This window comes from Brevinematales bacterium (genome assembly GCA_026415355.1).
Lineage (GTDB): Bacteria > Spirochaetota > Brevinematia > DTOW01 > DTOW01 > SKYB106.
Genome location: JAOAHF010000003.1, coordinates 49,883 through 76,384, shown reverse-complemented (window position 1 = coordinate 76,384; position 26,502 = coordinate 49,883). Strand labels below are relative to the sequence as shown.

Annotated in this window: 29 protein-coding genes and 5 tRNA genes; 22 read left to right on the top strand and 12 right to left on the bottom strand. The window is 32.0% G+C overall.

Translation table 11 applies throughout. The annotated features are described in order from the left end of the window. Positions 1-115: 115 nt before the first annotated feature. Genes N2712_01765 through N2712_01755 form a run of 3 tightly spaced genes read left to right on the top strand, consistent with a single transcriptional unit; the run spans position 116 to position 2,640 of the window. The gene (locus tag N2712_01765; protein MCX8028701.1) at positions 116-1,384 is read left to right on the top strand and encodes an insulinase family protein; all 1,269 of its coding nucleotides are present in this window, start codon (positions 116-118) and stop codon (positions 1,382-1,384) included. A 1-nt stretch (position 1,385) separates the two neighbouring features. Beyond that, entirely contained in the window at positions 1,386-1,658 is a 273-nt protein-coding gene (locus N2712_01760; protein MCX8028700.1) for a DUF3467 domain-containing protein, read from the top strand. Beyond that, positions 1,648-2,640, top strand: coding sequence for a polysaccharide biosynthesis protein (locus N2712_01755; protein MCX8028699.1), 993 nt, complete (start codon positions 1,648-1,650; stop codon positions 2,638-2,640). The genes N2712_01760 and N2712_01755 overlap by 11 nt, the downstream gene beginning before the upstream one ends. 14 nt (positions 2,641-2,654) lie before the next feature. Here N2712_01755 and N2712_01750 read toward each other — a convergent pair whose 3' ends face one another. Then, a complete protein-coding gene (locus N2712_01750) occupies positions 2,655-4,136 on the bottom strand; it encodes a glycosyltransferase family 39 protein (protein MCX8028698.1) in 1,482 nt (493 codons plus the stop codon). 123 nt (positions 4,137-4,259) lie between these two features. Between N2712_01750 and N2712_01745 the strand changes: the two genes are divergently transcribed. Beyond that, positions 4,260-4,646 carry an SUF system NifU family Fe-S cluster assembly protein gene (locus N2712_01745; protein ID MCX8028697.1) on the top strand — a complete coding sequence of 129 codons (387 nt, stop codon included), beginning with the start codon at positions 4,260-4,262 and terminating at the stop codon, positions 4,644-4,646. Here the strand turns inward: N2712_01745 and N2712_01740 are convergent. Beyond that, the gene (locus N2712_01740; protein ID MCX8028696.1) at positions 4,633-6,831 is read right to left on the bottom strand and encodes a chemotaxis protein CheA; all 2,199 of its coding nucleotides are present in this window, start codon (positions 6,829-6,831) and stop codon (positions 4,633-4,635) included. The genes N2712_01745 and N2712_01740 overlap by 14 nt on opposite strands. A 241-nt stretch (positions 6,832-7,072) precedes the next feature. On the opposite strand from N2712_01740, the gene dxr reads away from it, so the two are divergent. Beyond that, positions 7,073-8,227: a 1-deoxy-D-xylulose-5-phosphate reductoisomerase gene (dxr, locus tag N2712_01735; protein MCX8028695.1), complete on the top strand. Its 1,155-nt coding sequence runs from the start codon at positions 7,073-7,075 to the stop codon at positions 8,225-8,227. Between the two features lie 36 nt (positions 8,228-8,263). On the opposite strand, the gene N2712_01730 is transcribed toward dxr, so the two are convergent. Then, positions 8,264-8,617 carry a PilZ domain-containing protein gene (locus N2712_01730; GenBank protein MCX8028694.1) on the bottom strand — a complete coding sequence of 118 codons (354 nt, stop codon included), beginning with the start codon at positions 8,615-8,617 and terminating at the stop codon, positions 8,264-8,266. A gap of 1 nt (position 8,618) precedes the next feature. Then, positions 8,619-10,028: an amidophosphoribosyltransferase gene (purF, locus tag N2712_01725; GenBank protein MCX8028693.1), complete on the bottom strand. Its 1,410-nt coding sequence runs from the start codon at positions 10,026-10,028 to the stop codon at positions 8,619-8,621. 122 nt (positions 10,029-10,150) lie between these two features. Between purF and N2712_01720 the strand changes: the two genes are divergently transcribed. The 5 genes from N2712_01720 (at position 10,151) to N2712_01700 (ending at position 11,529) form a co-directional block, all read left to right on the top strand. Then, entirely contained in the window at positions 10,151-10,555 is a 405-nt protein-coding gene (locus N2712_01720) for a histidine triad nucleotide-binding protein (GenBank protein ID MCX8028692.1), read from the top strand. 24 nt (positions 10,556-10,579) lie between these two features. After that, positions 10,580-10,786, top strand: coding sequence for a 30S ribosomal protein S21 (gene rpsU / locus N2712_01715; GenBank protein ID MCX8028691.1), 207 nt, complete (start codon positions 10,580-10,582; stop codon positions 10,784-10,786). A 1-nt stretch (position 10,787) separates the two neighbouring features. Beyond that, positions 10,788-10,859: transfer RNA gene (locus N2712_01710), tRNA-Gln, on the top strand. A gap of 9 nt (positions 10,860-10,868) precedes the next feature. Then, positions 10,869-10,943: transfer RNA gene (locus N2712_01705), tRNA-Glu, on the top strand. A 1-nt stretch (position 10,944) separates the two neighbouring features. Further along, positions 10,945-11,529, top strand: coding sequence for a hypothetical protein (locus N2712_01700; protein MCX8028690.1), 585 nt, complete (start codon positions 10,945-10,947; stop codon positions 11,527-11,529). 3 nt (positions 11,530-11,532) lie between these two features. On the opposite strand, the gene N2712_01695 is transcribed toward N2712_01700, so the two are convergent. Then, the gene (locus N2712_01695) at positions 11,533-12,399 is read right to left on the bottom strand and encodes a DUF6175 family protein (GenBank protein ID MCX8028689.1); all 867 of its coding nucleotides are present in this window, start codon (positions 12,397-12,399) and stop codon (positions 11,533-11,535) included. A gap of 194 nt (positions 12,400-12,593) precedes the next feature. Between N2712_01695 and N2712_01690 the strand changes: the two genes are divergently transcribed. Beyond that, positions 12,594-12,902, top strand: a complete 309-nt coding sequence (locus N2712_01690; protein ID MCX8028688.1) for a divalent-cation tolerance protein CutA — start codon at positions 12,594-12,596, stop codon at positions 12,900-12,902. 12 nt (positions 12,903-12,914) lie between these two features. Here the strand turns inward: N2712_01690 and N2712_01685 are convergent, their stop codons facing one another. Next, positions 12,915-14,192 carry an LptF/LptG family permease gene (locus N2712_01685; GenBank protein ID MCX8028687.1) on the bottom strand — a complete coding sequence of 426 codons (1,278 nt, stop codon included), beginning with the start codon at positions 14,190-14,192 and terminating at the stop codon, positions 12,915-12,917. 185 nt (positions 14,193-14,377) lie between these two features. On the opposite strand from N2712_01685, the gene N2712_01680 reads away from it, so the two are divergent. The 6 genes from N2712_01680 to queG all read left to right on the top strand — a co-directional run bounded on the left by N2712_01680 (position 14,378) and on the right by queG (position 17,456). After that, on the top strand, positions 14,378-14,569 hold the full coding sequence (locus N2712_01680) for a hypothetical protein (protein ID MCX8028686.1): 192 nt from the start codon (positions 14,378-14,380) through the stop codon (positions 14,567-14,569). Positions 14,570-14,571: 2 nt separating this feature from the next. After that, on the top strand, positions 14,572-14,922 hold the full coding sequence (locus tag N2712_01675; protein MCX8028685.1) for an aspartate 1-decarboxylase: 351 nt from the start codon (positions 14,572-14,574) through the stop codon (positions 14,920-14,922). Next, entirely contained in the window at positions 14,919-15,782 is an 864-nt protein-coding gene (gene panB / locus N2712_01670; GenBank protein MCX8028684.1) for a 3-methyl-2-oxobutanoate hydroxymethyltransferase, read from the top strand. The genes N2712_01675 and panB overlap by 4 nt, the downstream gene beginning before the upstream one ends. Before the next feature lie 94 nt (positions 15,783-15,876). Further along, the gene (rpsP, locus tag N2712_01665; GenBank protein MCX8028683.1) at positions 15,877-16,119 is read left to right on the top strand and encodes a 30S ribosomal protein S16; all 243 of its coding nucleotides are present in this window, start codon (positions 15,877-15,879) and stop codon (positions 16,117-16,119) included. Positions 16,120-16,141: 22 nt separating this feature from the next. Next, entirely contained in the window at positions 16,142-16,378 is a 237-nt protein-coding gene (locus N2712_01660) for a KH domain-containing protein (GenBank protein ID MCX8028682.1), read from the top strand. Between the two features lie 34 nt (positions 16,379-16,412). After that, on the top strand, positions 16,413-17,456 hold the full coding sequence (gene queG, locus N2712_01655; protein MCX8028681.1) for a tRNA epoxyqueuosine(34) reductase QueG: 1,044 nt from the start codon (positions 16,413-16,415) through the stop codon (positions 17,454-17,456). Here queG and N2712_01650 read toward each other — a convergent pair. The 4 genes from N2712_01650 to N2712_01635 all read right to left on the bottom strand — a co-directional run bounded on the left by N2712_01650 (position 17,448) and on the right by N2712_01635 (position 19,995). Then, positions 17,448-17,521, bottom strand: a tRNA-Pro gene (locus N2712_01650). The genes queG and N2712_01650 overlap by 9 nt on opposite strands. A gap of 5 nt (positions 17,522-17,526) precedes the next feature. Beyond that, a tRNA-Val gene (locus N2712_01645) sits at positions 17,527-17,600 on the bottom strand. An 85-nt stretch (positions 17,601-17,685) separates the two neighbouring features. After that, the gene (locus tag N2712_01640; GenBank protein MCX8028680.1) at positions 17,686-18,747 is read right to left on the bottom strand and encodes a glycosyltransferase; all 1,062 of its coding nucleotides are present in this window, start codon (positions 18,745-18,747) and stop codon (positions 17,686-17,688) included. A 162-nt stretch (positions 18,748-18,909) separates the two neighbouring features. Continuing rightward, entirely contained in the window at positions 18,910-19,995 is a 1,086-nt protein-coding gene (locus N2712_01635) for a UDP-N-acetylglucosamine 2-epimerase (protein ID MCX8028679.1), read from the bottom strand. A 429-nt stretch (positions 19,996-20,424) separates the two neighbouring features. Between N2712_01635 and N2712_01630 the strand changes: the two genes are divergently transcribed. From N2712_01630 to murD, 5 genes are all read left to right on the top strand, one after another. Beyond that, positions 20,425-20,787, top strand: coding sequence for a hypothetical protein (locus N2712_01630; protein MCX8028678.1), 363 nt, complete (start codon positions 20,425-20,427; stop codon positions 20,785-20,787). A gap of 306 nt (positions 20,788-21,093) precedes the next feature. After that, on the top strand, positions 21,094-21,606 hold the full coding sequence (gene leuD, locus N2712_01625; protein MCX8028677.1) for a 3-isopropylmalate dehydratase small subunit: 513 nt from the start codon (positions 21,094-21,096) through the stop codon (positions 21,604-21,606). Next, positions 21,597-21,669, top strand: a tRNA-Val gene (locus tag N2712_01620). Before leuD ends, N2712_01620 begins: the two co-directional genes overlap by 10 nt. A 7-nt stretch (positions 21,670-21,676) precedes the next feature. Further along, positions 21,677-22,633, top strand: coding sequence for an ABC transporter permease (locus N2712_01615; protein ID MCX8028676.1), 957 nt, complete (start codon positions 21,677-21,679; stop codon positions 22,631-22,633). Positions 22,634-22,636: 3 nt separating this feature from the next. After that, a complete protein-coding gene (murD, locus tag N2712_01610; GenBank protein MCX8028675.1) occupies positions 22,637-23,995 on the top strand; it encodes a UDP-N-acetylmuramoyl-L-alanine--D-glutamate ligase in 1,359 nt (452 codons plus the stop codon). Here murD and N2712_01605 read toward each other — a convergent pair. After that, on the bottom strand, positions 23,979-25,034 hold the full coding sequence (locus N2712_01605; protein MCX8028674.1) for a polyprenyl synthetase family protein: 1,056 nt from the start codon (positions 25,032-25,034) through the stop codon (positions 23,979-23,981). The two genes, murD and N2712_01605, sit on opposite strands and share 17 nt — an antisense overlap. Positions 25,035-25,181: 147 nt before the next feature. Beyond that, on the bottom strand, positions 25,182-26,369 hold the full coding sequence (locus tag N2712_01600) for an O-antigen ligase family protein (GenBank protein ID MCX8028673.1): 1,188 nt from the start codon (positions 26,367-26,369) through the stop codon (positions 25,182-25,184). Positions 26,370-26,502: the final 133 nt, after the last annotated feature.

Below are 26,502 nucleotides of genomic sequence, written 5' to 3'. Positions count from 1 at the left end.
GATAGGGAAAGATTTTATTAAATATACTATCAATTAGATTATGAGACTAATCTCAAAATTTTTGATACATTTTGTAATGATAATTATGATTTTATCTTTTAGTTTGGAGTATAGTATGGCAAAAGATATTTCCGATATACAGTCAATAGTAGAATCAAATAGAATAGACTTCAGATTACCAAATGGACTTGAAGTAGTACTTCTTAATGTAGAAGGAGCAAGAAGTGTGAATATAACATTAGGATTCAACGCAGGAAGTTTGTATGAAGATAAACCTGGTGTTGCATATGTAACGGGGCAATCCATATTGTTTAAGAACAAAAACTATAGAATGCTTGAAATATCAGAAATAATAGAGAGCCTGGGTGGTAGTATAAATGTAAGCGTAAATCATGACAGCTCTGTTATATCAGTAAAATGTTTATATGAGGATATTGAAACGGTAGTGCCAAAACTAGTAGACCTTGTGAAAGGATTTGAAGTTGATAACCAAGTTTTGGATATACTTAAACCCAGCATAATTTCAGGCATTAGAGCAAAAGAAGATGATCCTTGGGACTATACAAGAAAAGTGTTTCTGAAAGAAATATATGGCAACCATCCCTATGGAAGAGAACCTGAAGCTGATGAAGAAAGTATAATGTCAGTGACAGTTAATGATGTGAAAAGTTTTTACCATAATTTGTATACTCCTGATAATGCTATACTTGTCTTTGTTGGAAAAGTAGAAAAAGAAAAAGTTAGAAACCTAGTAGAAAAGATGTTTGGAGATTGGAGCAGCAAAAGAAAGTTGCCTAAAATTCCGACAGTACCACAGATCTCAGCGAGGAAGGAGATTAAGATAAACAAAAAACTAAAACAATCAACAATCAGAATAGGACATATCTCAACAAGTGTAACTGATAAAAACAGAACAGAGCTAAAGATACTCAATTTTATTCTTGGTGGGGGAGGATTTGGTTCTAGACTTATGGAGAAAGTAAGAGAAAAAGAAGGACTTGCTTATGGTATATTTAGTAACTTCTATATAGATAGAAAGTTAAATGGGTACTTTTTTATAGGAACACAGACAGAAAGCAAGAATGTTTTGAGAACGATACAAATAATAACAAACGAAGTAGAGAAAATAATCAAAGAAGGTATAGAAGATAAAGAGTTAGAGGATACAAAAAATTTTGCTAGAGGATCACTATTGCTAGGGATGGAGAGTTTCTCGGTGATTGCCTCGTTTCTGATTTCAGAGAAAATGTTTGGATTAGATAGAAACTATTTCCTTAAAGAAATAGAAAAAATTTCCGTAATAAGAAAAGAGGATATACACAAAGTAGCAAGAGAATATATCAAGCCTGAAAATTTCACAATAGTGATAGTGGGAGGTGAATGATATGGAAAAAAAAGAACTTCAACTAGAGCTTCCGGAGAATCAGGATATAACGCATTATTCAAACTTAGTAATAATATCATTTAATGAAGACGAATTTATACTGGATTTTGCTAGAGTTATGCCAGGAAATCGTAACCCTAGAATAGTATCAAGAGTAGTATTAAACCCAAGGAATGCTAAGAGACTTGCAGGTTTGCTATCAAATAACATAGTTGAATATGAGAATAAATTTGGCTCCATAATACTTCCGGAGTTTGGTAAAGATGCCCATTGAGAAAGTTTTTGAGGATAAAATAGTATTCATAACAGGGGCAACAGGTACTATAGGTGGAGGATTTCTAAAGTACTTAGTGAATAATTTTTATGATTCTATAAGAGAAATAAGAATACTAAGTAGAGATGAATACAAACTATCGAAGTTGATGGAAGAATACAGAAGTTTCGGTAAAATATCTCCTAAGTTAGGAGATATACGGGACTTGGAAATAATGAAAAAGTACACAGTAGGAGTTGATATTCTCATACACTCAGCAGCACTCAAAAGAGTAGAATTTGGTGAGTATTACCCTTATGAGCTAGTCAAGACAAACATACAAGGCACATATAACATAGTTGAAGCAAGTATTGCTAATAAATTAGAAAAAGTAATACTTGTTAGTACAGATAAAGCAGTAGAACCTTCAAGTACTTATGGTGCTACAAAACTCGTAGCCGAAAGGATAATATTATCAGCAAACGTTGACGAAAGGAATAACTTTGGAACATTGTTTTCCGTGGTTAGACTAGGCAATGTCATAAATAGTAGGGGTAGTATTTTTGAAATTGTGAATGAAAAAAAGAAAAAAAGAGAGCCTGTACATATTACAAATAAAGAGATGACTAGATTTTGGATAACTATTGAGGAATCGTCAAGATTCATAGTTAAATCGCTCTCAATTATGATAGGTGGTGAAATATTCATTCCTAAAATGCCCTCGACGAAAGTTGTTGATGTTGTAAAACTTATGTATCCTGAAGCGGAAATACTAGAGACTGTTCCAAGACCTGGAGAAAAAATAAACGAGAAACTAGTATCTGAGTACGAGAAAAGAATATGCTTTGAAAGTGAAGATTGTTTTGTAGTGTACCCGGAAATAATAAATGAAAGAAAACCAATAGAAGCAACCTATCTTAAAGAATGGAAACAGGTACCTATAGCAAAGTCACTATCAAGTGATAATCTAATTTCTGAAGTACTGAACATAGATAATGCCTAAATTTTCAGGTAGACCTAGGGTGACTTTATCCTAACAATGCACCAAGCACCGTAACTGTGTAATTTTTCATACAATGTACTAAACCTATTTGTATTACTACATTTTGTAATGTAATATTGAACATTTTCCAAATCACTATCTTTGTAAATTTCTACAATTTTGTAGCCGCTAATTTTTGACAAAAAATAGTAAGACTGTGTTATGTTACCTTCTATTCCAACTATTGCTCCTTCAGGAATTTTACCAGAATACATGATCTTTTGTAATTCTGTTTCTGTAACAAAATCTTTGAGATTACCTTGCTTGTATTGAATTACCCTTAAACTTGGATTAAGTGTCTGAGCTAATATTGCAGTTTCGGCAATTACAAAAAATGTGATTAATACAACATTAAACAACTTAGTAAAACCTTCAGACATGAACTCTTTGCTTCTAGAAGGTATAAGATATAAAAACTTTGCTATAAAAATTGATAATGCTGGAAATACTGGCATTACATACCATTCTGTTTTAGTCTTAACTAAGAATGCTGGTACTAAAACTGAAATTGCATAGACCACTAAAGCCCAATCCCGTGATTTTACTAAGCTTATAATACCTGTTAGTCCATCTTTGTAATAAACTTTACTCAAAACAAAAAATCCATAAATTGATGCAATTACAAAAAACAATGACCAAGGTAGAAACTTTAGAAATATGGGTTCAAGATAAAAAAATATAGATGAAGAATGTCCTTCTATTGCTTTGGTACTTCTTTCCACTAAATCGTAAAGAAACATTTTCTGAAAAAAGACACTACCATCAAATGTGTATCTACCGTATACCCATACACTTACAGGTATTATAGCAGTAATAGGTAAAAGGACGTAATCGTACCAATTCAACTTTTTATACGATCTATTCATAAAGAAAAATGATGCAATTAGAAGTCCGACAATTATACTAGCAAAGCTTTTAAGTAAGAATGACATAGAAAATATAAACATAGATGCATAAATGTAATACTTGTTAGTATTTGATAATTCAGAGAGTATGAAAGCAACTAAGACCAAGAGGGTAAATATAGCATCAAAATCACCTGTTCTTGCTCCGTGAACATGTATGAATGAAAAGCAAGTTGAAAGAATGATTCCTGAAAGTACGGAGGTTACCTCATCATACTTACTCTTAGCATAAAGCATAATCAGTAAAATAGAAAGAAAAGCAGACAGTCCTGAAAAAAATCTGAGGCCGAATGGATTAATACCAAATATTGAAAAAGATAAAGAAATAAGCCAACTTCCTAAAGGAGGTTTAAGATTCCAAAAATCAGGTTTACCATCATAATGGTTAGCAAACCAAATTCCGTTTTTGAGCATTTCATAAGCATTTACTCCATGACGAGCCTCATCCCACTCTTGTATAGGTAATTCCCAAAGATTAAAAAATATATTAAACAAACTTAGTCCAACTACGAATACAAAGAAATACCAATAGTACTGTCTAATGAGATCCATAGTAGTTTAAGTATTTAGATTTAAATACTCTCAATTCAAGATTGAAAACACGAGGATCTACATAATAATATGTAGATCCAAAAATTGAAAAATTTCTGCAATTTTATTATATTGTAAAGCATTATGAGCGATATATACTTGGAGCACATACTTGATCATTATAAAAATCCTAGAAACTATGGTAAAATTGAGAATCCTGATGCATACTTTGAGGGTGGTAATCCTACATGTGGAGATATGGTAAGGATGTATGTCAAGTTGGATGACGATAGAAAAGTTATAAAGGATGTAAAGTTTGAGGGCAAAGGATGTGCTATTAGTCAAGCTTCAGCTTCTCTACTTACAGAGTTAGTTAAAGGAAAGGATATAGAATTTGTCAAGAATCTAACAAGAGATGACATAATAAATGAACTAGGGATAGAAATAAGTCCTACTAGAATGAAATGTGCTATACTATCCCTAGAAACACTGAGAATTGCTCTTTTTGGCGAGAAGTTTAAAGTTGTGTAGAAATATCACCCTTGTTTTGTTTTTCGAGATATGAAACCAAATTACCTATATCCATAACATATCCAACCTTACCATTACCAAGGATAGTGGCTGAAACTACCCCAGGTGGAGATACTAATGAATGGTCAATAGGTCTAAGGAATATATCCTCCTCTTTAAGGAACTTATCAATAACTAAAGCATATTTCTTACCTAGATAGGAAACTATTATTACATCAACGTCATCGCTAAAACTCATATCTCCAAAATATATGTCTCTTAATGAATATACTTTGATGACTTCCTCTCTTATTTTAATAACTGACTTACCTTCAAAAGTTGTTATTTCGTCTTTCTTTATCGTTACTGCTTCCTCAATTGAATTAACAGGTATTGCAAATATAACTCCTTTTATTTCAAAAAGCAGTACTTTCATTATTGCAATAGTAAGCGGAAGTTTTATTGTAAAAACTGTACCCTTATCTTTCGAAGTTGCTATCATTAAGTTACCTCTAAGCTTTTCTATCTTTGATTTAACTATATCCATTCCTACACCTCTACCTGAAAGCGAGGAAACTTCCTGTTTAGTAGAGAAACCTGGAAGGAATATTAAAGACAGTAAGTATTCCTTATCGTAATCAACTCCTTCTTTTAGAAATCCTTTTTCTATACCTTTCTGTTTTATCTTCTCGAAATCTATTCCCCTTCCATCATCTTTTACTCGTATTATAACACTACTGCCTTCATTGAAGGCCTCTATTATTATATTACCCTTAGGTGGCTTACCCTTGGATATCCTTTCTTCTCTACTTTCAATACCATGGTCTATACAATTTCTTATAATATGAACTATTGGATCGAATAGTTCATCGATAACCGACTTATCAAGATTTGTATCTTCACCTCTTACTATAAGGTTTATGTCTTTACCAAGCTGAGATGAAACTTCCCTAACAAATAATGGTATCCTTGAAAAAAGATATTTAATAGGTATCATTCTCAAATCCGTTACCCTTTCTTGTATCTCTATAGAGATGTTATTGAATAACTTTATGCCGCTTGAAAGATTATCATATCTCTTCTTAAGTTCCATCATTTTGGTATTTATCTGACCAACTATTGAATTAACGTTTGAAATTATATTTAGATAATTCTGTAGTTTTTCTACTATTTCCTCTGAAGCCTCTTTTACGTCAACCGCAATTTGAGAAGATAAACTCCTTATACTCTTCATAACATCGTAATAGTAATTTGATATTTCACTCATCATTTCACCTAGATAAAACATACTTTCATTTATATTTGATCTGTTTACAACAAGCTCTCCAACTATATTCATCAGTTTATCCACTTTTATGCTTTCTATTCTTAATATGGAGGTCTTAACTTCAGAGCTATCGGATGATTTGACACCTTTGTTTTCTTTTTTCTTTTGATAAGCTACTTCATAATAAACTACGCTTTCAACAATATCAGATATACTTATCCTACTAATATTTTTTTGTATATTGTTTGATGCTACTATAAAATTAACTTTCTTGTAGAATTTAGAGTAAATCTCTTCAAGAGATGGATTTGAGTCTAATATCTGAGCCGAATCTTTAATTATTGACACAATTTGTAATATTCCAACTTCTTTGATAGGAGAATCTTCTCTGAAATTAACTTCTAATAAATAAACCTTTTGATTTGAATACTCTAACTCCTCGATCTGTTTTATCACTTCGTTTGATGTACTGATTTCTTCTACACTAATTTTACCACCGTAATTAAGTAAAGCTGATGTAGTGTTGTTTGTAGTCTCAGATAACACTTGTTCCTTGCTATGCAAAATATTACTCACTTTTTCTAAAACATTCTCAAGCAGACTTTGATCAGTCTCTGAAGATGATAGAATAGCATTTAAAGTGATTCTGAGTGCTTTAGCACCATCCAGTAATATATTTATAACATCTTTATTTAATTCAACCTTCTTTGATCTAATCTCATCAAGAAGATCCTCAATACTGTGTGATATTTTCTCCAGACTTGTATAACCCATTGAGGCAGCTCCACCTTTAAGTGTATGAACTGATCTAAATGCAGAATTGATTGCTTTTTCGTTTGATGGATCCTGCTCTATCTGTAGAACACTATCTTCAAACATTTGAACCATTTCATTCGCTTCATCTATGAAAACTTTCTCAAGTTCACTAACTTCACTCATAAATATATACCCATTAAACACTATGATATTAAAAATAATCCTTTGTAGTCAAATTATTCAAAGCTAACTCGATAAAATCCAAAAACTATAAATATCTCCATTGATATCATAGGTATACTACTAAAAAGTTTTACCTAAATAGTTTGACTCAAAATATTTTCAGAGTAATTTATGGTAGATCAACTACTCAAAGGTTACAGAATTTCAAAAGTCCAATAATTACTCAAATAAAATTCATACTATGAATATAGCACTCTTTGGCTCAACAGGATCAATAGGAAAAAAAGTTTTAGATATCGTTAGACTCTTTCCAGATGAGTTTAAAATTAAAATGCTAGGTGTAAGAAAAAATGTTCAAGAGCTAAATAACCAGATAAAAGAATTCTCACCTAAATTTATTTATGTAAGTGAACTAAACAATGTAGATAGGAATATACTAGGTACTAACAATATATTAACTGGCTATGAAGGAATAGTTGAAATATGCAACAGTAGTGAAGTAGATACAATAATAGTAGCTGTTGATGGTTACTACGGAGTATTTCCAACAATTGAAGGCATAAAAGCCAAAAAGAAGATTCTAACTGCCAATAAAGAAAGCATATTCATCTGGGGTTACGAAATAATGTTATTAGCAGAAAAGGAAGGTGTAGAAGTAATACCTCTTGACAGTGAGCATAATACAATATTCAATTTGATTTCAAAGATAGGAAAAAATAACGTCTCGAAATATATTATAACCGCCTCTGGAGGTCCATTCCTTAACAAATCCATAGAAGAGATTAAAAATATGAAATTCGATGATGCAATGAAACATCCGAACTGGAAGATGGGAAAGAACGTAACTATAAACAGTGCAACAATGTTTAATAAGTTTCTAGAAGTTTTCGAGGCACATATATTTTTCAATATCCCTATTAGTAGTATAGAGGTTGTAATACACCCTGAATCAAGGATACACAGCATGGTTTTGCTACAGGATGGTACCATTTGGATGACTTACTATCCTCCAGACATGCTATTTCCAATAGCGAATGCTATGTTCTACCCTCATGTACCTAACTTAGTAAGTAGAAATATTGAAATAGATTCTATAACCAGTAAGACTCTTAGATTTTTACCACTAGATAAAGAAAAGTTTCCAATAACATCTCTTATTGATAAGCTTGAAAGTACGAGTAGTTTGGAAAGAGCAATTTTGAATACTGCTAACGAAATATGTATATCTCTTTTTGAAGAGGGTAATATTGAATTTAGCGATATATCGGAAATAGTCATAGAGTGTTATACTAAATTCAAAACGAACAAAAATTTAGAAGTATCAAAGAAACTTAATGAAGAAATGAAAGATTTAGAAACAGAACTGAGATACTTTATAACTCGGTTAGTTGATTAGTACTAACATTGAAATTCTATACTGTAGGAGTCAAAGCTAAAATGGCTCGTATCTACTCTTTCCATGCTTTAGCAAGAGACTTTCTACATAAGCAACAAGACGTTTTTTATTCTCATTTGACAATTCGTCGTATTCAACGCCAACTTCATTACCACTACTATTCCTAACTATACACCAAGCTTCTATAGTATAAGGTTTCTGATCGTATAATATCGAAAAAACCACTTTGATCATATCTCCGGGAACTAGTATCTGTTTAACTTCTAATCTCATACCAGTTTCTGAAATATCCACTATGTTACATTTGTCTCTAGTACCTCTAAATTCATAGATTGCTTCTATACTTACGGGAATTCTGGTAGATCTTAATCTTCCTTGCTTTTCTTCCATACTACCTCCTAACCTCAAATATATCCTTACTAAGTTGTTTTGTTTTTTGTTTGTAAATACCTGAAAAACAAGCATTACAGAAACTATTACTTTCCTTAACCAAAGACATCATATCTTCTACCTCTAAGTACTTAATACTATCAACATTTAAGTAGTCTCTTATCTCATTAATTGTTTTTTGGTTTGCTATTAATTCACTTTGTGACGGAAAATCAATACCGAAATAGCATGGGTATTTAACAGGAGGAGATGCTATTCTGAGATGTATTTCTTTCACGCCGTTTTTTCTAAGTAACTCAACTATTCTCTTCATAGTAGTGCCTCTAACTATTGAATCGTCTATCAGAACTAATCTTTTACCTTCTACTATTTCAGTAGGAACGAAAAACTTTGCCTTGACTACATCGTCTCTCATATCTTGATTTGGTTGTATGAAAGATCTTCCAATGAAATGGCTTCTTATGAGCCCCATAACTATGGGTATACCTTTTTTATCAGAATATCCAAGGCCAGCTATCATTCCAGAATCTGGTATTGGTATTATGCCATCAAAGTATTCCCCTTCGTCATATTCTGCTAATTTTACTCCACATCTATATCTGAATTTGTACACACTTTCTCCAAAGACGTTGCTGGAAGGTTTTGAAAAATAGACAAGTTCAAAAATACAATGTGAAAGCTTTTCATTATTCGTAACCTTTTTTCTTCTCATACCTTTGCTATTTACTAATACTACTTCACCTGGTAAAACTTCTTCGTATTGAAATACATCCAAACTTTTAAGAGCACTGTCCTCCGAAGCAAAAAATACAATACCATCCTTCAATCCGAACACTAGAGGTCTAAAACCATATTTGTCCCTAAATGCTATAATACTATCCCCGAACAGCATGATTATTGAAAAAGCTCCTTCAAATTCTCTTATAGCACTTTCAACAGAGTGCAAAATATTAATTGTCCTGTTGTATTCTTTGACTATGTGATGTAACATTACTTCACTATCTGTTGTAGTAGAAAAGGTATGTCCTTCTTTCATAAGCTTATTCCTTATTTCCAAAGCATTAGTTATGTTACCATTATGAGCAAGAGAAATAGTTTTCCCATCAATTGTCTTTGATATAAACGGTTGAATATTTGAGATATCATCGAAACCTGTTGTTGAATATCTAATGTGTCCTATTACACTGGTAGCGAATTCTAATTGCTTTATCTCCTTAGCAGAAAATAAGTCTTTTACCAATCCTTGAACTACAATTCTCTGTGTGTTGTTATCAACATTAAATACAATTCCTGCTCCCTCTTGCCCTCTATGCTGTAAAGCATTCATTATTTTAAATAATTTGTCGGATATGCCATCGATTTTACCATATATACCTACTATACCGCACTTTTCTCCAGAACCATCAAACATAGTAATATATTATATGAAGAGACCTTAATTAATTCAAATAAATCCTGAAACCTGGAAGTTTCTACTTACTATAGAGTTATAGTAGTTGAATAACTCTTAAAGGATTAATCAAACTTTAAGTTATGTTGAAAACGAGTCTAAATTCTATTTTAAAATATATATCACTTTACATATTTAGGCTACCTATGCCAAATGATTGTGTATTCTGCAAAATAGTAAACAAAGAAATAAAATCAAAAATTGTTTACGAAGATGAAACTACTCTTTGTTTTGAAGATATAAATCCTAAAGCACCAGTTCATGTGCTAGTAGTTCCCAAAAAACACATATCAACGATCATGGAGCTTGAGGACAATGATATTATGATTGACATATTTAAAGCAATTCAAAAGGTTGCTCAAGTTAAAAATATAGACAAGGATGGTTTTAGAGTTGTTGTTAACCATCTACAAAATGGTGGTCAGACTGTCTTTCACTTACATTTTCATATCTTAGGTGGAAGACAGATGATGTGGCCCCCAGGATAAAAACGTTATGGAGGTGATAAATTTATGGCCCTTATGGTTGAAATAAAAGATGGTGATAATATTGAGTTTGCTCTTAAGAAGTTTAAGAAGTTTGTAGAGATGGAGGGAATTTTATCGGAGTATAAGGCGCATCTTAGATACAAGAAACCAAGTGAAGAAAGAAAAGAAAAACTCTCAGCTCTGAAAAAGAAGTTAAGAAAGCTTCAGAATACGAAAGAGAAGAAGAAATAATTGCGGGATCGTCTAATTGGCAGGACGGCTGACTCTGGATCAGCTAGTGGGGGTTCGAGTCCTCCTCCCGCAGTGTTGTCTTGCCCCCATCGTCTAGCCTGGTCTAGGACATCACCCTCTCAAGGTGGAAACACGGGTTCAAATCCCGTTGGGGGCGAATGTATCTGATTGTGATCCTTTTATTGTCATTATTACCTACTATCTACTCATTCCCCCAACAAAGTGATCAAAACTTAACTAACCAACTAACAAATACTCTTGTTTATGTAAAAAAGACAGAAATACAGATAAACTCGAGAATCGAATTTTTTAATAAAAAATCCGTAACAGGTAAAATAGTATTTTCAACAACAAACGTGACTTTAGACCATATTGACAAAGACACAAAAATAAAGCTTGTAACTCCATACACGAACATAGAATACATTCACCCTATAACTTGGTTTCCAGAGTTTTCGAAAATCGAAAATGATGGTAAATTAGCTTACTATTTTTATCCAATAGAATATATTGTCAAACTAAAAGATGGAAAATATCTGAGAGTTGTCGGAAGAGTACCTTCGTTTGAAGTTATGAATTTTATTCATAAATATGGCAGTTCTAAAATATATACATACTATGTTGACTATTTAATATCAGATAAAAAAGGTGAAACAAAGTGGAAAAACATGGGCACTTATGAATTAAGCAAGAACTTCAAAAAACCTCACCCAAACGTAGCATATTATATATATTTTGATTAATCCTCATAATTTTATGTTAACTACATTTCCTACATGGTCAACTTTTATTTTTTCGTATTCAGGATATGTAGTAGCGAGATCAGAAAGATCATTTAGAAATTCCTCGGTTCCTCCTGCATAGACAACATCAAAAACAGCTAGATCTCCAGATACAGATTTTCTCTTAAGTTCTTGAATTCCAGGCAAGGTATTTAGAAAAGTTGAGAAATCTTTGACTGCTTTCAAATTCTTAAGACCTATAACTTTTACTTCTATCTTTTCACCTTTCACGAGATATTTCTCAATTTTAGGTAATAAGTCTTTGAGAGTACTTTTTGCTATATATGACATTACAATCTTTCTTGCTTTTATCTCATCGGCAGCATTATTTACAACTCTCTTACCGGACTGAGAAGATCCTAACCCTCTAGCGGTAGATGAATCATATGCTTTCATGCTAGAAATTCCATCAACTAAAACCCAACCTTTTATATTAGGATAGGGTTCGACTTTTATGTCAATATCGACTTCAATATAAACAGGGGCTTTTATCTCATTAGCTAACATCTGAGCTAAAGACATAGACTGTCCTTTCTTTTCTTCATAAATAGCAATAAATTTCTTACTCATCTCTAAACTTCTATTGTAGTCAACATACTCGATGCCTAGTTCGGCAAGATAAGAGTTTATGGTATCAACCAAGAACTTCAAATCATCATCCTTCTGCATTGTCTTGTATTCAGAAGCAGAGGGGAAAACAAGTATAGTTTTACCCCTAATAGGAGAATCTTTAGATAACTCTATTTTTATCTCTTCATCTTTAACTGCTTGATGCGAATAAACTAGGGTACCAAAAGCAAAAAACAATACCAAATAAAAAAATCTTTTCATAATTCAACAACCTCCTAAAATATAATAAACTCCAATCACACCAATTTCAATTTCAAATACCTCAAAATTTTGGTATAATAATACTAATTTATGTAATGATGCAAAATATCTTATAAGAAACTCTTAACTTATACTGGTACAGTGTAGAAATCTTTGATTGAAAGAATAAAGAGTCATATTCTATCATATCATACATGATGGTAGTAGTTTTATGTACTATACCAACCGGTAAAGGAGAAGAGCTAGCAGATAAAATAATAAATTCTAGACTAGCTGGTTGTGTAAATATAGTATCAGGAGTAAAAAGCATTTATCATTGGAAGGGTAACATTGAAAGAGATACTGAAGATTTATTGATTATAAAAACCAGAAAAGACTTCTTCGAAAAACTCAAAGATTTTATAAAAGCGAACCACCCTTATACAGTTCCCGAAATAGTTGCACTTGACGTTGAGAACGTAAATCAGGAATATCTTGAATGGTTAATATCATCAGTGTACTAATAAACAAATTTTTTAGGTCCTAACTCTGTAATTTAGATATATAGCATAGGATAAAAAAGTTACATTAGGTATCCATACGGCGATGACAGGTGGTAGTATTCTATTTTCTCCCAGCCAAACTCCACCTAGAAAAGTTATAAAATACAACACATACCTAATTACTGAATTAAACACCATATTAATGAAAGTTAAATTTCTTGATACCACTGAAACAAATCCTAGAGATATAAGAGCAGATATAAGTAATGAAAAAGAAATACTAGGCCTTGAAAGCATTTGAACCAGCCTTCGGTAATAATTACCACCTTCAAAAGCAAATTTTGCTCCAAGAGACTTATCTATCTCCTCTCTCATCTCGGACATCGTTAAAAACATAAAATCATACTTTTTTGGAAAAAAGAAACTAGGATTATCCAACCTAAATGGAGGTATATATTCTTTGATTCTTTGTCTAGAAATTACTTCTGTTCTCTTATCAAATTCTATTACCTCTACGTCGTATAGAACCCAATTAGATATTTCATTACTCCAAACTCCTAAGGATGCTGTAATGGTGTATTGTATAAGACCTCCTTCAAAGCTTCTTGTTGTGAAATCAATATTACCTAAATCGTCGTAAAATTTCTTTATCTTCACATCTTTCATTCTTCCATCTCTTGAGATAAACCCTATTTCAGTATAAGTAATCAGTTTATTTTGACTCTTTATTGGTTCCTTAAGGTTTTCTAGATATTCATTATCAAGAAAACTCATATCATTCCAAACATTTATTCTCTCAATTTTCCTAGACTCTTTACCTGCTAGTGTTACAACCTGATCAAGGAATATAAAATATAACAAAGATAGAAAAATTGTGACCAAGATAAAAGGTGCGAACAAATGTCTTAAACTAATACCCGAATTAACTATCGCAACGAGTTCAAAATTTCTTGACATTCTCGATACTACATAAGAAATACTTATAAGCATACACAATGGTGCCAAGTATGTGTAGAGATGAGGTCCTCTCAATACATAAACAAGTACTATGTAATTGAACTTAGTCCTCAAGACATCAGGATTTGCCAAAAACCAAGTTATATCCATGACTAAATTAAAAACAACAGCAAGAATAGTTAGTGAAAAAGAGGAAACTAAAAAAGTTATCAGAAATTGTCTTATAACGTATCTTTGTATTCTTCCAAAATTTATCGCACTTTTAAAGTATTCGATAATCAGGTCTACATACTCCTGTTTAAGGGTAAATGATTTTATTAGAGATACAATCCTATTTAATATAACTTTTAACATTTTGTCCGCAAAAATCCTAAATAAGGAACATCTCTTTTGGCAAGTTTAAAGTTATTAATCAGAAACAGTCTAACTGTTTGTAAACTACTGTAATGCTGAAAAATTTCGAATTCACAATAGTGGGAGAATTTAGAAAAACGGAAACTTTTTGTTTATAATATATTATCTACTCGGAGGTAAAATGCATGGATAAGAAATACATGAACGACAAAAACTGGAAAATGTTATTCTTTGGCATAGGAATACTTTTTTCTGGTTTAATAGCAGTAGCTTCTGTTGGGCCAAGCTATCATGGAATCCCTGCACTCATAGCATCTGCACTTTTGTTATTGGGAGTTGTGACTATATTTTGGAGTTTAGCTTCAAAATTTGAATAGCTATGTTAGTACAAAAACTTAAATCTAAAATACACAATGCTACTATTACAGAAACATTATTAGACTATGAAGGTAGTATAGGTATAGACGAAGAATTAATGGAAATAGTGGGGCTTTCAGAATTTGAAAAAGTACATGTGTGGAACATAACTAATGGAAAGAGATTTGAGACTTATATCATAAAAGAACCCAAGGGTAGTAGAAGAATAACACTAAATGGTGCTTCTGCTAGGTTAGCTTATAAAGGAGACAAAGTTATTATAGCGAGTTTTTGTCTTGTTAGCCCAGAAGAGAATGTATCACCGAAGATATTAATACTCGAAGAAGATAATCAACCTAAAAAACGACTATGATTTCACCAAGAGATCTTCTAGAATTCAAAAATAATGGTAAAAAAATCGTAATGTTGACTTGCTACGATTATAGTACTGCCAAAATTGTTAGCGAATCTGATATAGATGTAGTTCTAGTTGGGGATTCTCTTGGTATGGTAGTATATGGATACAGTTCTACTCTAAAAGTATCAATGAGACAAATGATAGAGCATACCGAAGCAGTTGCTAGAGGGTTAAATGGTAGAAAATTATTAGTTTCAGACATGCCGTTTCTATCGTATCAAGCCTCAACAAGAGAGGCCGTGATAAATGCTGGTAGATTAGTAAAAGCAGGGGCTAATATTGTTAAAGTAGAAGGTGGAAAAAGAGTAATTGATAAAATAAAGGCAATCATTGATGCAGATATTCCTGTTATGGGGCACTTAGGGCTTACTCCTCAAAGTCTAAATATAACAGGTGGGTATAAATTGCAGGCAAAAGATGAAATTTCTATTCAAAGATTGTTTGAAGATGCTTTTACACTACAAGAGCAAGGGTGTTTTGGAATAGTTTTAGAATTAGTACCTGAAGAAGTAGCAAAAGTCTTGTCACAAAATCTCAAGATACCGACGATAGGAATAGGAGCAGGTAGATATTGCGACGGACAAGTGCTCGTAATAAGTGATATGTTAGGTGTTATGCCAGATTTTAAACCTAAACATGCTATGTTTTATGCTAATCTTTATGAGACCATACTAAATTCCATAAACTCATTCTCAAGGGATGTCACGAATAATAACTTCCCAGGAGAAGAAAATGTATTCCATCTCAAAGATAACGAAATAGACTTGGAGAAAATTATAAAGCTAGTCAAGGATAAACTAAATATTCAAACTTAGCCAATATTTATAAAAGGCAAACAAATTTTTGATAAATTTGATTAAGTATTAAATTATTTTTTATAATACTCTCAATTATCTGAAAGAGGTGGATATGGTTAGGATAAGACTGATGAGATTTGGGGCTAAGCATAGGCCATATTATAGAATAGTTGCGGTTGATTCAAAAAAGAAGAGAGATGGTGCTTATATAGAGAGTTTAGGTTACTACTCTCCTATGGAGGGTAAAAAACTCTACATAAATGCAGAGAGATATAACTACTGGATTTCTGTCGGTGCAAAACCATCAGAAACTGTAGAAAGTTTGTTTAGGAAAATGTCATCGTCATTAAAATAGAAAACATTAAGAGAGGTGGTTTATGAAAGAGAAGGATCTTGTTGAGCAGATTGTAAAATCTTTAGTTGACTACCCTGAAGATATATCCCTCAAAGTAGTTGAGGGGGAAAAGTCTACTATTCTTGAGCTAAAAGTGAAGAGTGAAGATATTGGCAAAATAATAGGTAAGAAGGGTAGAATTGCTAAGGCCATAAGAACAATAGTAAGTGCTGTAGCTGTGAAAAACGGTAGAAGGGTAATACTTGAAATACTTGACTAAAATTTTCCCGGGTTTAACTCCCGGGACATCTTGAATGAAAAATTTAATAAAGGAAATTGCATTAGATGTAGGTTTCGATATCATATCTTTTTCTTCTAAGATTCCTCCTATAATAAAAAACGATGTTACCTGTAACTATTCAAATTGGATTGCCAATTCATTCAATGGAGATATGGAGTACCTCAAAAGATATGGTGAAAAAAGGTTTGATCCAGAACTTATTGAAGACTGGGTTAGAAGTATAATCTTGGTTGGAGCAAGTTATTTTAATTCGACTAAATTTGACTCTCCTTCTGAGGAGTACGGAAGAGTAAGTATGTATGCATGGGGAAAAGATTACCACTTCGTAATTAAATCTATGTTACAAGAACTTGTGGATCGTTTGAAAAAAGAAATTGGTGAAGACTTTAAATATAGAATTTTTTCTGACTCAACTCCAATATATGAAAAGGGTTTTGCCATTGCAAGCGGTTTAGGATTTCAGGGTAAAAATACCTGTGTAATAAATCTGCGCTTAGGTTCATTTTTCTTTATTGGTGAAGTTTTAACAAATCTTGAAATTGAACCTGATAGTGAAATTAAATTCAAAGGTTGTGGCAGTTGTACAAAATGTATAACTAGCTGTCCAACAAACGCACTCGGTGCTTACATACTAGATTCTAGGAAATGTATCTCTTATCTAACAATAGAATACAAAAATATTATACCTGAAGATCTAGCATTAAAGATGAGGGATTGGATCTTTGGGTGTGATATATGTCAAGAAGTTTGTCCTTTCAATAAGCAGCTTTATATCAAGAAATTTCTTACAAGAATCAGTCATTTTAAGGATAGCGTCATGTCATTTTTGAACTTAAAGGAGATTATGAAAATACCAAGTAACAACCAGTTCAGAAAATTTTTCAAAGGTAGACCTTTCATAAGAGCAGGTAGAAGAGGACTTATTAGAAATGCAATAATAGTAGCGGTAAATAATAATGCTCGCAGATTATGCGAAGAGATAGCTAAACTTAGACAAGATGATGATGAGATTATATCTAAAACAGCAAGATGGGCTATTGATAGAATGTCGGGATGACTGGATTTGAACCAGCGACCCCACCCACCCCAAGGGTGTGCGCTACCAGGCTGCGCTACATCCCGTCCTTTGGGCGGTAGAGGATTCGAACCTCTGGCCTCCACTGCGTCAAAGTGGCGCTCTAACCAACTGAGCTAACCGCCCTTAACAACATAGTTTATTATAAAAACTAAATCATTACAAATTCAAGAAACAAGCGAGTTATTATTAAATGTACAAACAATTTTAATCACTTGCCGTAAGGTTTAAGCATAGGTTTTACACCAAAAAGTTTCATTAAGATTTTAACAAAGATTGACAAAGATGTATAAATGGAGAAAAAAGTGTGAAACAGAATAAAGTGCAAATTTTTATGTCTTATCGATAACCTTATCCCATCAAGGAGAGGTAAAATAACACTGATAGAATATGGTATGAATAAATATTTTTTTAACCTTTCAAAGAAAGTAAGAGTTTTTTCTCTTTTAGCAAAACCAGCAGGTACGTAATTTGAATTTCCTTTCTCATTAAACAACAAGTTTATATTTATCTTCCACTGGATCTTTGATAAATATCTTTTAATACTGTCAGATGAATAATGAACTACAGGTTGATTTTTAGGTAGACATACCTCATAGCTAGTTTCTAGATACCTGTAGAAAACTTCAGAAAAGTTAGGTCTAGTATCAAGATTATTTATAATAGTAGTTAAAATATTTCTATCAATAGTTATTGAAGAGGCAAAATCTAGCAATAACGTCTTTTTCCTGAGTTTGGACTTATCTAGTACCATAAAGCTTTCATGTTCTACCCTGTTGTAAAACTTTCTTGACATTTCATAAAATTTCCCAAAACTCTTTTCATTCGAGTAAATAAAAAAAGCAAATGGATCCCCGACACTATTTACATAATAATTAATAGGATGAGAGTTATTCGGTGTTATATAACCAGAAAACAGAATAAGCTTAATGTAAGGATAATTCGAAATAATTTTATACCTTTCACTCAGAGTATTTAAATTACCTAAAACCTCATCAGAATCTAGGAAGATGATAAAATCCCCTCGAGCATTGGGTATTCCTATATTATATTTAGCGTATTCTGGTTGCACCATAGGATTATCTAAAACTAATGCTCCATAGTCTTTTGCTAATTCTATAGTCTTGTCTTTCGATCCACCATCTACAACAATTATTTCTATCTTGTCTTTGTCAAATGTCTGATTTACTATTGAACTTAAACATAATCTAAGAGTTTTTTCAGAGTTTAGCGTCGGTATTATAAAAGAGAATATCTTGCTCATGCGAGCCATATTTTACACCAAAACAGTATTGTGTATCAAACTACAGACAAATTTATCATAACAAGAATGGATACAAAACTTATTATTTTCCTGGGGTAGTACAAAAACCGAATATGTATGATGATCTAAGAGATTGTATCTCTATGTCATGCAAAATAAGATACATGTAAACTAAGTAAGATTTTCTAGTTTTCTTAGAAAGTTAACAACTATTTCTGATGGGTTCATCTCATCATCTATTGGTGGGTAAGAATAGTTCCTGTAATTGGTGATAAAGTCGCGAATTATCTGAAAATCTAGTTTGCTTAAAACAACATTCTTACCTAAACCTTCGATTCTTTCAGTTTCCTTCCTAAGAATAAGACAAGGCTTTCCAAGATAATAAGATTCTTCCTGATTACTACCCCCATCTGTGATTATGAATTCTGAATTTTTTAAGACATGATTAAAAGTTATATAAGGTATTCTCTCGAAAACATATACGTTCTTGGTATTTTCTATTTTATCCAAGAGTTTATGTTTTTTTAAGACTTCCATTGTTGAGGAATGAATAACAAAGACACAATTCATATAGCTAGCAAATTCTAAAGCGAGAGATACTAGTTGGGTGATTGTTTTTTTATTATATATGTTTTCCTGTCTATGGGTTATGAATATAAAGTAAGGTTTTGGAGGTAACTTGGAAATTATATCACTGTCGGGATTCTGTGTTAAAGCAAATTTACAACTTTCATAAAGTGTATTATTATACGTATTTATCTTTATTAGGCTTTCCCTCTTCAAGTTATTCATAGCCCATTGGTTAGGACACAAAGCTACATCAGCTAAAAATGACGTTAGAACTCTACATATTTCCTCAGGAAATGGACGAAAAAAATTATAGGATCTTAAACCTGCTTCTAGGTGAACTAACTTTAGGCTAAACATCTTAGTTATTATAGCACCTAACAAAGATGATAGAGTGTCTCCGTGAACTATAACTATATCACCTTTTTTGAAAACTCTACGCAATTTAATAATTCCTGTGATTAGTGAAGATACAAACCATATCATTAGACTTATTACATTTTGCTTTTTAGGTACTTTCGAAAGATAGATAGGGGAGAAATTACTCAAAAAATACTTCAACTCAGATTTACTAAGATCATTTTGACCTGAAGCCAGAATAACGTAATTAATATTACAATCTTCCATCCTTTTAAGAACTGGGAATACCTTTATAAATTCTGCCACAGTTCCTACAAAAAAGTACACCATTTCGATTAATTTTACAAAAGTAACTTTCTGGTTTTCACCTTAATTGGTGGTAGTAAACTAGCAAAGTCAAGAATTCATGTAAACATTAGTTTTGGTATACTTGCAAAAGTTTATAAGAACTAAAGGTAGCATTAAACTTTGAGTATAAGTTGTACCATTGTAGTAATTGTGATATCCAGTTCTAGGTACCATTAGAGTTTATGAAAAATATATACGAAGATTAAAAGATAGGTGAGTATTTTCTTTGGCATCGAGGGCTAAATTTGGATGTAAAGTGAAATCATAAAATTTCCCCTTAAAGGTGTTAAAAGCAAGTTAAAAAGAAATAAGGTTTTAGACATTGGCTGTGTAATAAGTCATTTCTTAATTTCATAAGTGAAGGTTTTGGGTATATTGCGTTTACATAGCTTCAAGAGTATAGATGTAGCGATGAGAAATTTTAATCTAAAAAACTTATTTCCTATGTCACTGAAAGATTTTACTTCATATGCTGTTGGGAATAATATTAGGTTTGACATGATTACTTTCTTTGAGGTTTTAGAACATCAAACGGATGTTCAAGAATTTTTCAATTGTATAAAAATGTTACATCATGAATATGGGATTATTTCAGGAACATTTTCCAACAGAAATAGAGTTTTGTGTTTCTTCATTACATTAGATAGAGATTTTTCTCTCCACCACTTTTTGTGGTTTTTGAAATCTTCTCTAGAAAATCTCTTTAAAAACAGAGGTTTTAAACCTCATATTGTGGTTACTATCATAAGTGAAGGACTGCCTCTAAATAGATAAATGAGTTTTTATATCAACGTACTAAAATAACTATAAAAACACACTAGTGTGTTTTACAAGATGTTTAGATTTATTTTTTGTGTAGCTTATTACCTTCTCGGGATTCTAAAACACATTCACAATCTACTAGGTTATCCATGCTTGTTTTTTATATGTAACTGTGAGAGAAGATAAAAGCATTTAAAGAGTATAGAAATAGATTCAACAATTTGCAATAGAATCCGATTAGATTCTATTATGCTAATCAAATTTAACTTGTTATATTTTAGCTTTATCTTACAAAATTAAGCGTACGGGAGAGGTAATATGGTTATAAGAGGTAAGGTTTGGAAATATGGTGATGATATAGATACAGATAAAATAATACCGGCAAGATATCTTAATACCACTGATCCTGAAGAGTTAGCGAAACACTGTTTGGAAGATGAGGATCCTACTTTTGCTTCTAAAGTAGGCAAAGGTGACATACTAGTAGCGGGTAAAAATTTTGGTTCTGGTTCTTCTAGAGAGCATGCGGTAATATCAATAAAAGCTGCAGGGGTAAGCGCAGTGGTGGCGAAGTCTTTTGCTAGAATATTTTTTAGGAACTCTATAAATAGGGCACTACCGATAGTTGAATCTCCAGAAGCAGTTGAAAATACAGATACTGGAGACGTACTTGAAATTGATCTTGAAAATGGTATTGTCAGAAATATAACGAAAAATAAGGAGTTTAAGATAAAACCATTTCCTAGAGTACTATTTGACATATTTCAACATGGTGGTATAATGAACTACGCTAAAGCAAGAATAGAAAAAGCTAAGAAAAAGGGCGGTTAGCTCAGGGGTTAGAGCGCTTGCCTTACAAGCAAGAGGTCAGAGGTTCGAATCCTCTACCGCCCATATAAAGATGACTTACTATCAGTTCGTGAAGCAGAGGTTTTTTTCTAACAAGTTGGGTGTTGCTGGTTTTTTTATTGTTTTATTTCTAATACTAATTGCAGTGTTTTCACCTCTGATAGCAAATGACAAACCAATCTTATGTGTTCTAGAAGGTAGATTATTATTCCCTATTTTCATGAATGAAAGAGAAAATGTTGATTTTACAAAAGTTAGTTTCAAAATCATGCCGTTAATACCACATAACCCCTATACTATAGATCTAAACAAAAAACTTAGTCCTCCGTCAAAGGAACACTTGCTAGGTACCGATGATTTAGGTAGAGATGTACTAGCTAGAATAATACATGGCACTACTATATCTATATCTGTCGGTGTAGTAGCAGTAGGGACAGCATTTCTAATAGGTACAGCTTTGGGACTATTAGCCGGTTATTTTAGGGGTATTGTAGATGCTATAATAATGAGAATAATAGAGATATTTATGACGTTTCCTACCCTTTTTCTAATATTGACAATATTAGCATTTCTACCCCCTAGCATATATAATATTATGTTTGTTATTGGGCTTACAGGATGGACTGGAGTTGCTAGACTTGTGCGAGGTGAAACTCTTAAGATTACAAACATGGACTTCGTGAAAATTTCTAAAATAACAGGAAGTAATAACATGTACATACTTATAAAACATGTATTACCAAATGCTATAAATCCTGCTATAGTAGCTTTAGTTTTCGGAATTGCTGGAGCTGTTTTAGTGGAATCTTCATTGAGCTTCCTTGGACTTGGTGTTCAACCTCCTACACCAAGTTGGGGTAATATATTACTTCTAGGTAATCAATATATTGACTATGCTTGGTGGTTAGCAGTGTTCCCAGGTATTGCAATATTCATTACAGTAACAGGATTGAACCTTCTTGGGGAAGCACTCAGAGATGCTATGGACCCAAGGGTTTACATGGAGTAGCTTATGGTTTTAGGTAAAGAGAATTTTTTAATTCTAGGATTTACAAACAGAACCGGTTTTTATACTTCAAAATTTCTGTTGAGTCAAGAATGTAATGTCTACATATCAGATAGAGTAAATGATGAAGAAAAACAGAAATTAATTGCAGAACTAGAAAATGTATCTAAAGGAAAGGTTATAAACCTACTGGGAAAAGAAGATATAGATTTGGAAAAAGTAGAAATGGTGATTTCTAGTCCTGGAGTACCTCTGACTAACCCAATAATACAAAAAGCTCTATCAAAAGGTATAGAAGTTATAGGTGATATCGAGTTGTTCTACAGGCTAAAACCACAAATCAACTATGTAGCAATAACGGGAACTGATGGTAAGACTACAACGACAAGTCTAACGTACAAATTACTCTCATCCTTCCTTCCAAAAGTCCATATGGGAGGTAATGTCGGAATACCTGTATTTTCACTAATAAATGAAGAAATAAATATACTCGTCCTTGAAATAAGCAGTTTTCAAATAGATACAACAAAATTATTCAAACCACATATAGGAGTAATCACAAATATAGCCAAAGATCATCTAGATAGGTATCCAACCTTTAACGATTATGTAAACTCGAAGTTTTCTCTGTTCAAAAACTCGGATGAAAACGATTTTAGTATAATAAATAAATCTATCACAAAATTTGATCAAGCATCTGGATTAAAAACCAAAAGAATATACTTCTCTGCTTATCAACCTAAAGAGAACTTTAATAATATTCCTCAAGTATATCTAGAAAATAATTATGTCTATTTTGAAGACGAAAAAGTATTAGATGTATCAAAAGTAAAACTTATAGGTAAGCATAATATTGAAAATATAATGGTAGCAGTTTCTGTTGGGGTATTACATAACTTACCTATAGAAGTTATACAAGAATCAATATATTCTTTTGAGCCACTCCCTCACAGAATGGAATTAGTTGGTGAGATAGATGGAGTAAAGTATATAAACGATTCAAAGTCTACTACCATAAACGCAATGATAAGTGCAATAAGAAGTCTAGATGATGAGATAATTTTAATCGTAGGAGGGCTTGATAAGGGAATGGATTTCGAAGAAGCTGTACCAATAATAAAACATAAAGTAAAATATTTGGTAGCGATAGGAAGTACTAAAGAAAATATATCTAAAAAACTAAAAGAAAGCGGCTACTACAATTATTACTTAGCTGAAACATTAGAAGATGCTGTAAAAAAAGCAAAAGAAGTATCCGAAAAAGGAGATGTCATTTTATTTTCACCAGGTTATGCTAGCTTTGATATGTTCAGAAACTACGAAGATAGGGGCAATAAGTTTAAGGAAATCATCTATCGCGTGTGAGGTTATAATCTATGAATTCGAAAAGATGATCTTTATATTCTCTAGATACGGGTAGATAAGATATCTTTTCCCTAGCAATTTCTGAGTATTTTTCTAATAATCTATTTACATCATCAAATATATTGTATTTGTAGCATAAATCAATTACTGTATTAATATCGTTATCGCTTATATCAGGATTACCAAAAATTCCTATAAGCTTTTTTTTATCTTCATCATTGGATTTATTCATGAGTTTTACATAGAATATTGTCTTCTTATTTTCTTTTATATCTGATCCTCTAGGTTTGCCAGTTACTTTGGAATCCTCAACTAATCCTATTTTGTCATCTTGTATCTGGAATATTACTCCGAGATATTCACCTATTTCTTCTATCATTTTGATTGTATCACTGTTAACTTCTGATATAATTGCTCCTAGGGAAAACGGTAAAGAAAATGAATATCGTGCTGTTTTGTATTTATATATTGACAGAACTTCTTCTTCTGTTGGTACTCTTTTGACTCCAGATGTTATAACATCTTTCATCTGACCTATTCCAACTATTGCCATTTCTTCACCAAACTTGAGTATCAATTTATTCATCACGTTTTTTTTGGATATATTGGCAAGAGACAGAAATGCTAAAGAAAACGCAAAATTGCCAGCACATATTCCCATAGACTCTCCTATATGGTGACTGTTTGAAGCACTTTCTTTATCCGCAAGTTTTTTGTACTGATAGAATATAGTATCTTTTCCTCTTCTTTGCGTATCTTCATCCATTATATCATCGTGTATGAGAAGACCCGATTGTAAAAGCTCAACTGTTATAGCACATCGCAAACCATCTTTTGAATAGTTTCCAGAAAACATTTTTTCAGAAAACAGTACCATAGCACCCCTTAGCATTTTACCTGATAGAACAAACTCATGAAGCCTATCTAGACTCTCATAAAACCAAAAGTCGTCTATCATGGGAACAGACCTAATATCTCTAAAGAAACTATTAATCTCTGAAACTATTTGATCTTTCAATCCTTTAAGTACTGATATCATAATTTACAGAATTATAAACACCTATTAAATTACCTTTCCAAGAAAAGAATCTTACAGAGGCTACATTAATCTAATCAAGCACTATGAAGTTTGGAGATTTTGTACTCCTGTGAACGGCTTGCAAAAACTTGCTATACTAGTAAAACCTTATGGATTCGATGCTTTCGACATGTTTCTTGAAATACTTGTTCCTAAAAATAGCCAGAAAATACTACCCAACGCAACGACATACAGAGTGTTATCTATTAAACCATGGGCTAGGAAAACCAAAATACTTACCAAGTATCCAACAATGAACTGATTGGAACTATGTTTGAGATTTTTAAATGATTTAGTAAGTGCTACTATCAAAAGTGCAAGAAAAGGTATTATACCGACAATACCTGTTTCAACTAATACACTAAGATAAAGATTGTGAATGTAACTCCCATAGTAATAAGGTACATATTCTTTGAAATTTATGAGTCCCACACCGAAATACCAGTTCCTCAAAAATATCTCAAATCCCATCTTGTAGGCGTCTATTCTATTTAGAAAGCTAGAGTGATCCGTATCATCAAATATACTTTTAATTCTGTCAAATGAACCAGAAAAACCTAATATCAGGCCGATCGCAATAAAAAAAACTAATACTGATATTCCAATTTCTCTATACTTTTTCATCAGTATTAAAGACAGAAAAACAGACATAGGTCCTAAAACAATTATACTCCTTGAATTCGAAGTAAAACTAGAAATACCAAACAGTATTATTGCTACAATAAGCAATATTACTTTCTTTAAAGTACTTTGATTATCATACAAACTAAATGTTCCTACAATAATTACAGGTAACATATACAAAACGGATGACGAAAAAATAACAGGATTCGGTGTTATAGATGGACTTCTTACTATCGAATCATAGGAAAAGTTACTAGCAGATGGTACTTCTATAAGATTCAGATTACCAACTTTTATGTTAAAACTTAGATTTGGTAGTAAGTAGAAAATCAGGCTAGATACAGAAAGCACTACTACACCAACAAATGAAGACAAAAATACTACTTTATTATCAAACCATAAATTTTTACCTACACTAAATATCATGTAATAAATCAGTAAAATCAAACATCCGCCTAGGGCAGAAGTCTTGTTCTTCGCAAAGAGAACAGAGAATAGACTGGCTAGTATAAAAGTAATAAAAAAAATATCTTCAATACTGAAATTATTCCTAAAGCTTTTTATGGAAATCAAAAACAAGTAGATGAATACCACAATCGGTATAAACAACAACTGTGATACCATAAGTAGAAATATTGAGATGGGGATTAAAAATACTGGTACTTTTTCCATTTAACAGTTATTTTAACTAAATGAATATTTTAAACTCTAGTTAATCATATTAAATTCTGCAAAACAATATAAGGTTATATCAACAATACCAATCACAACACAAGATTTTTTGAAAAAAGGTAAACTATTCTGT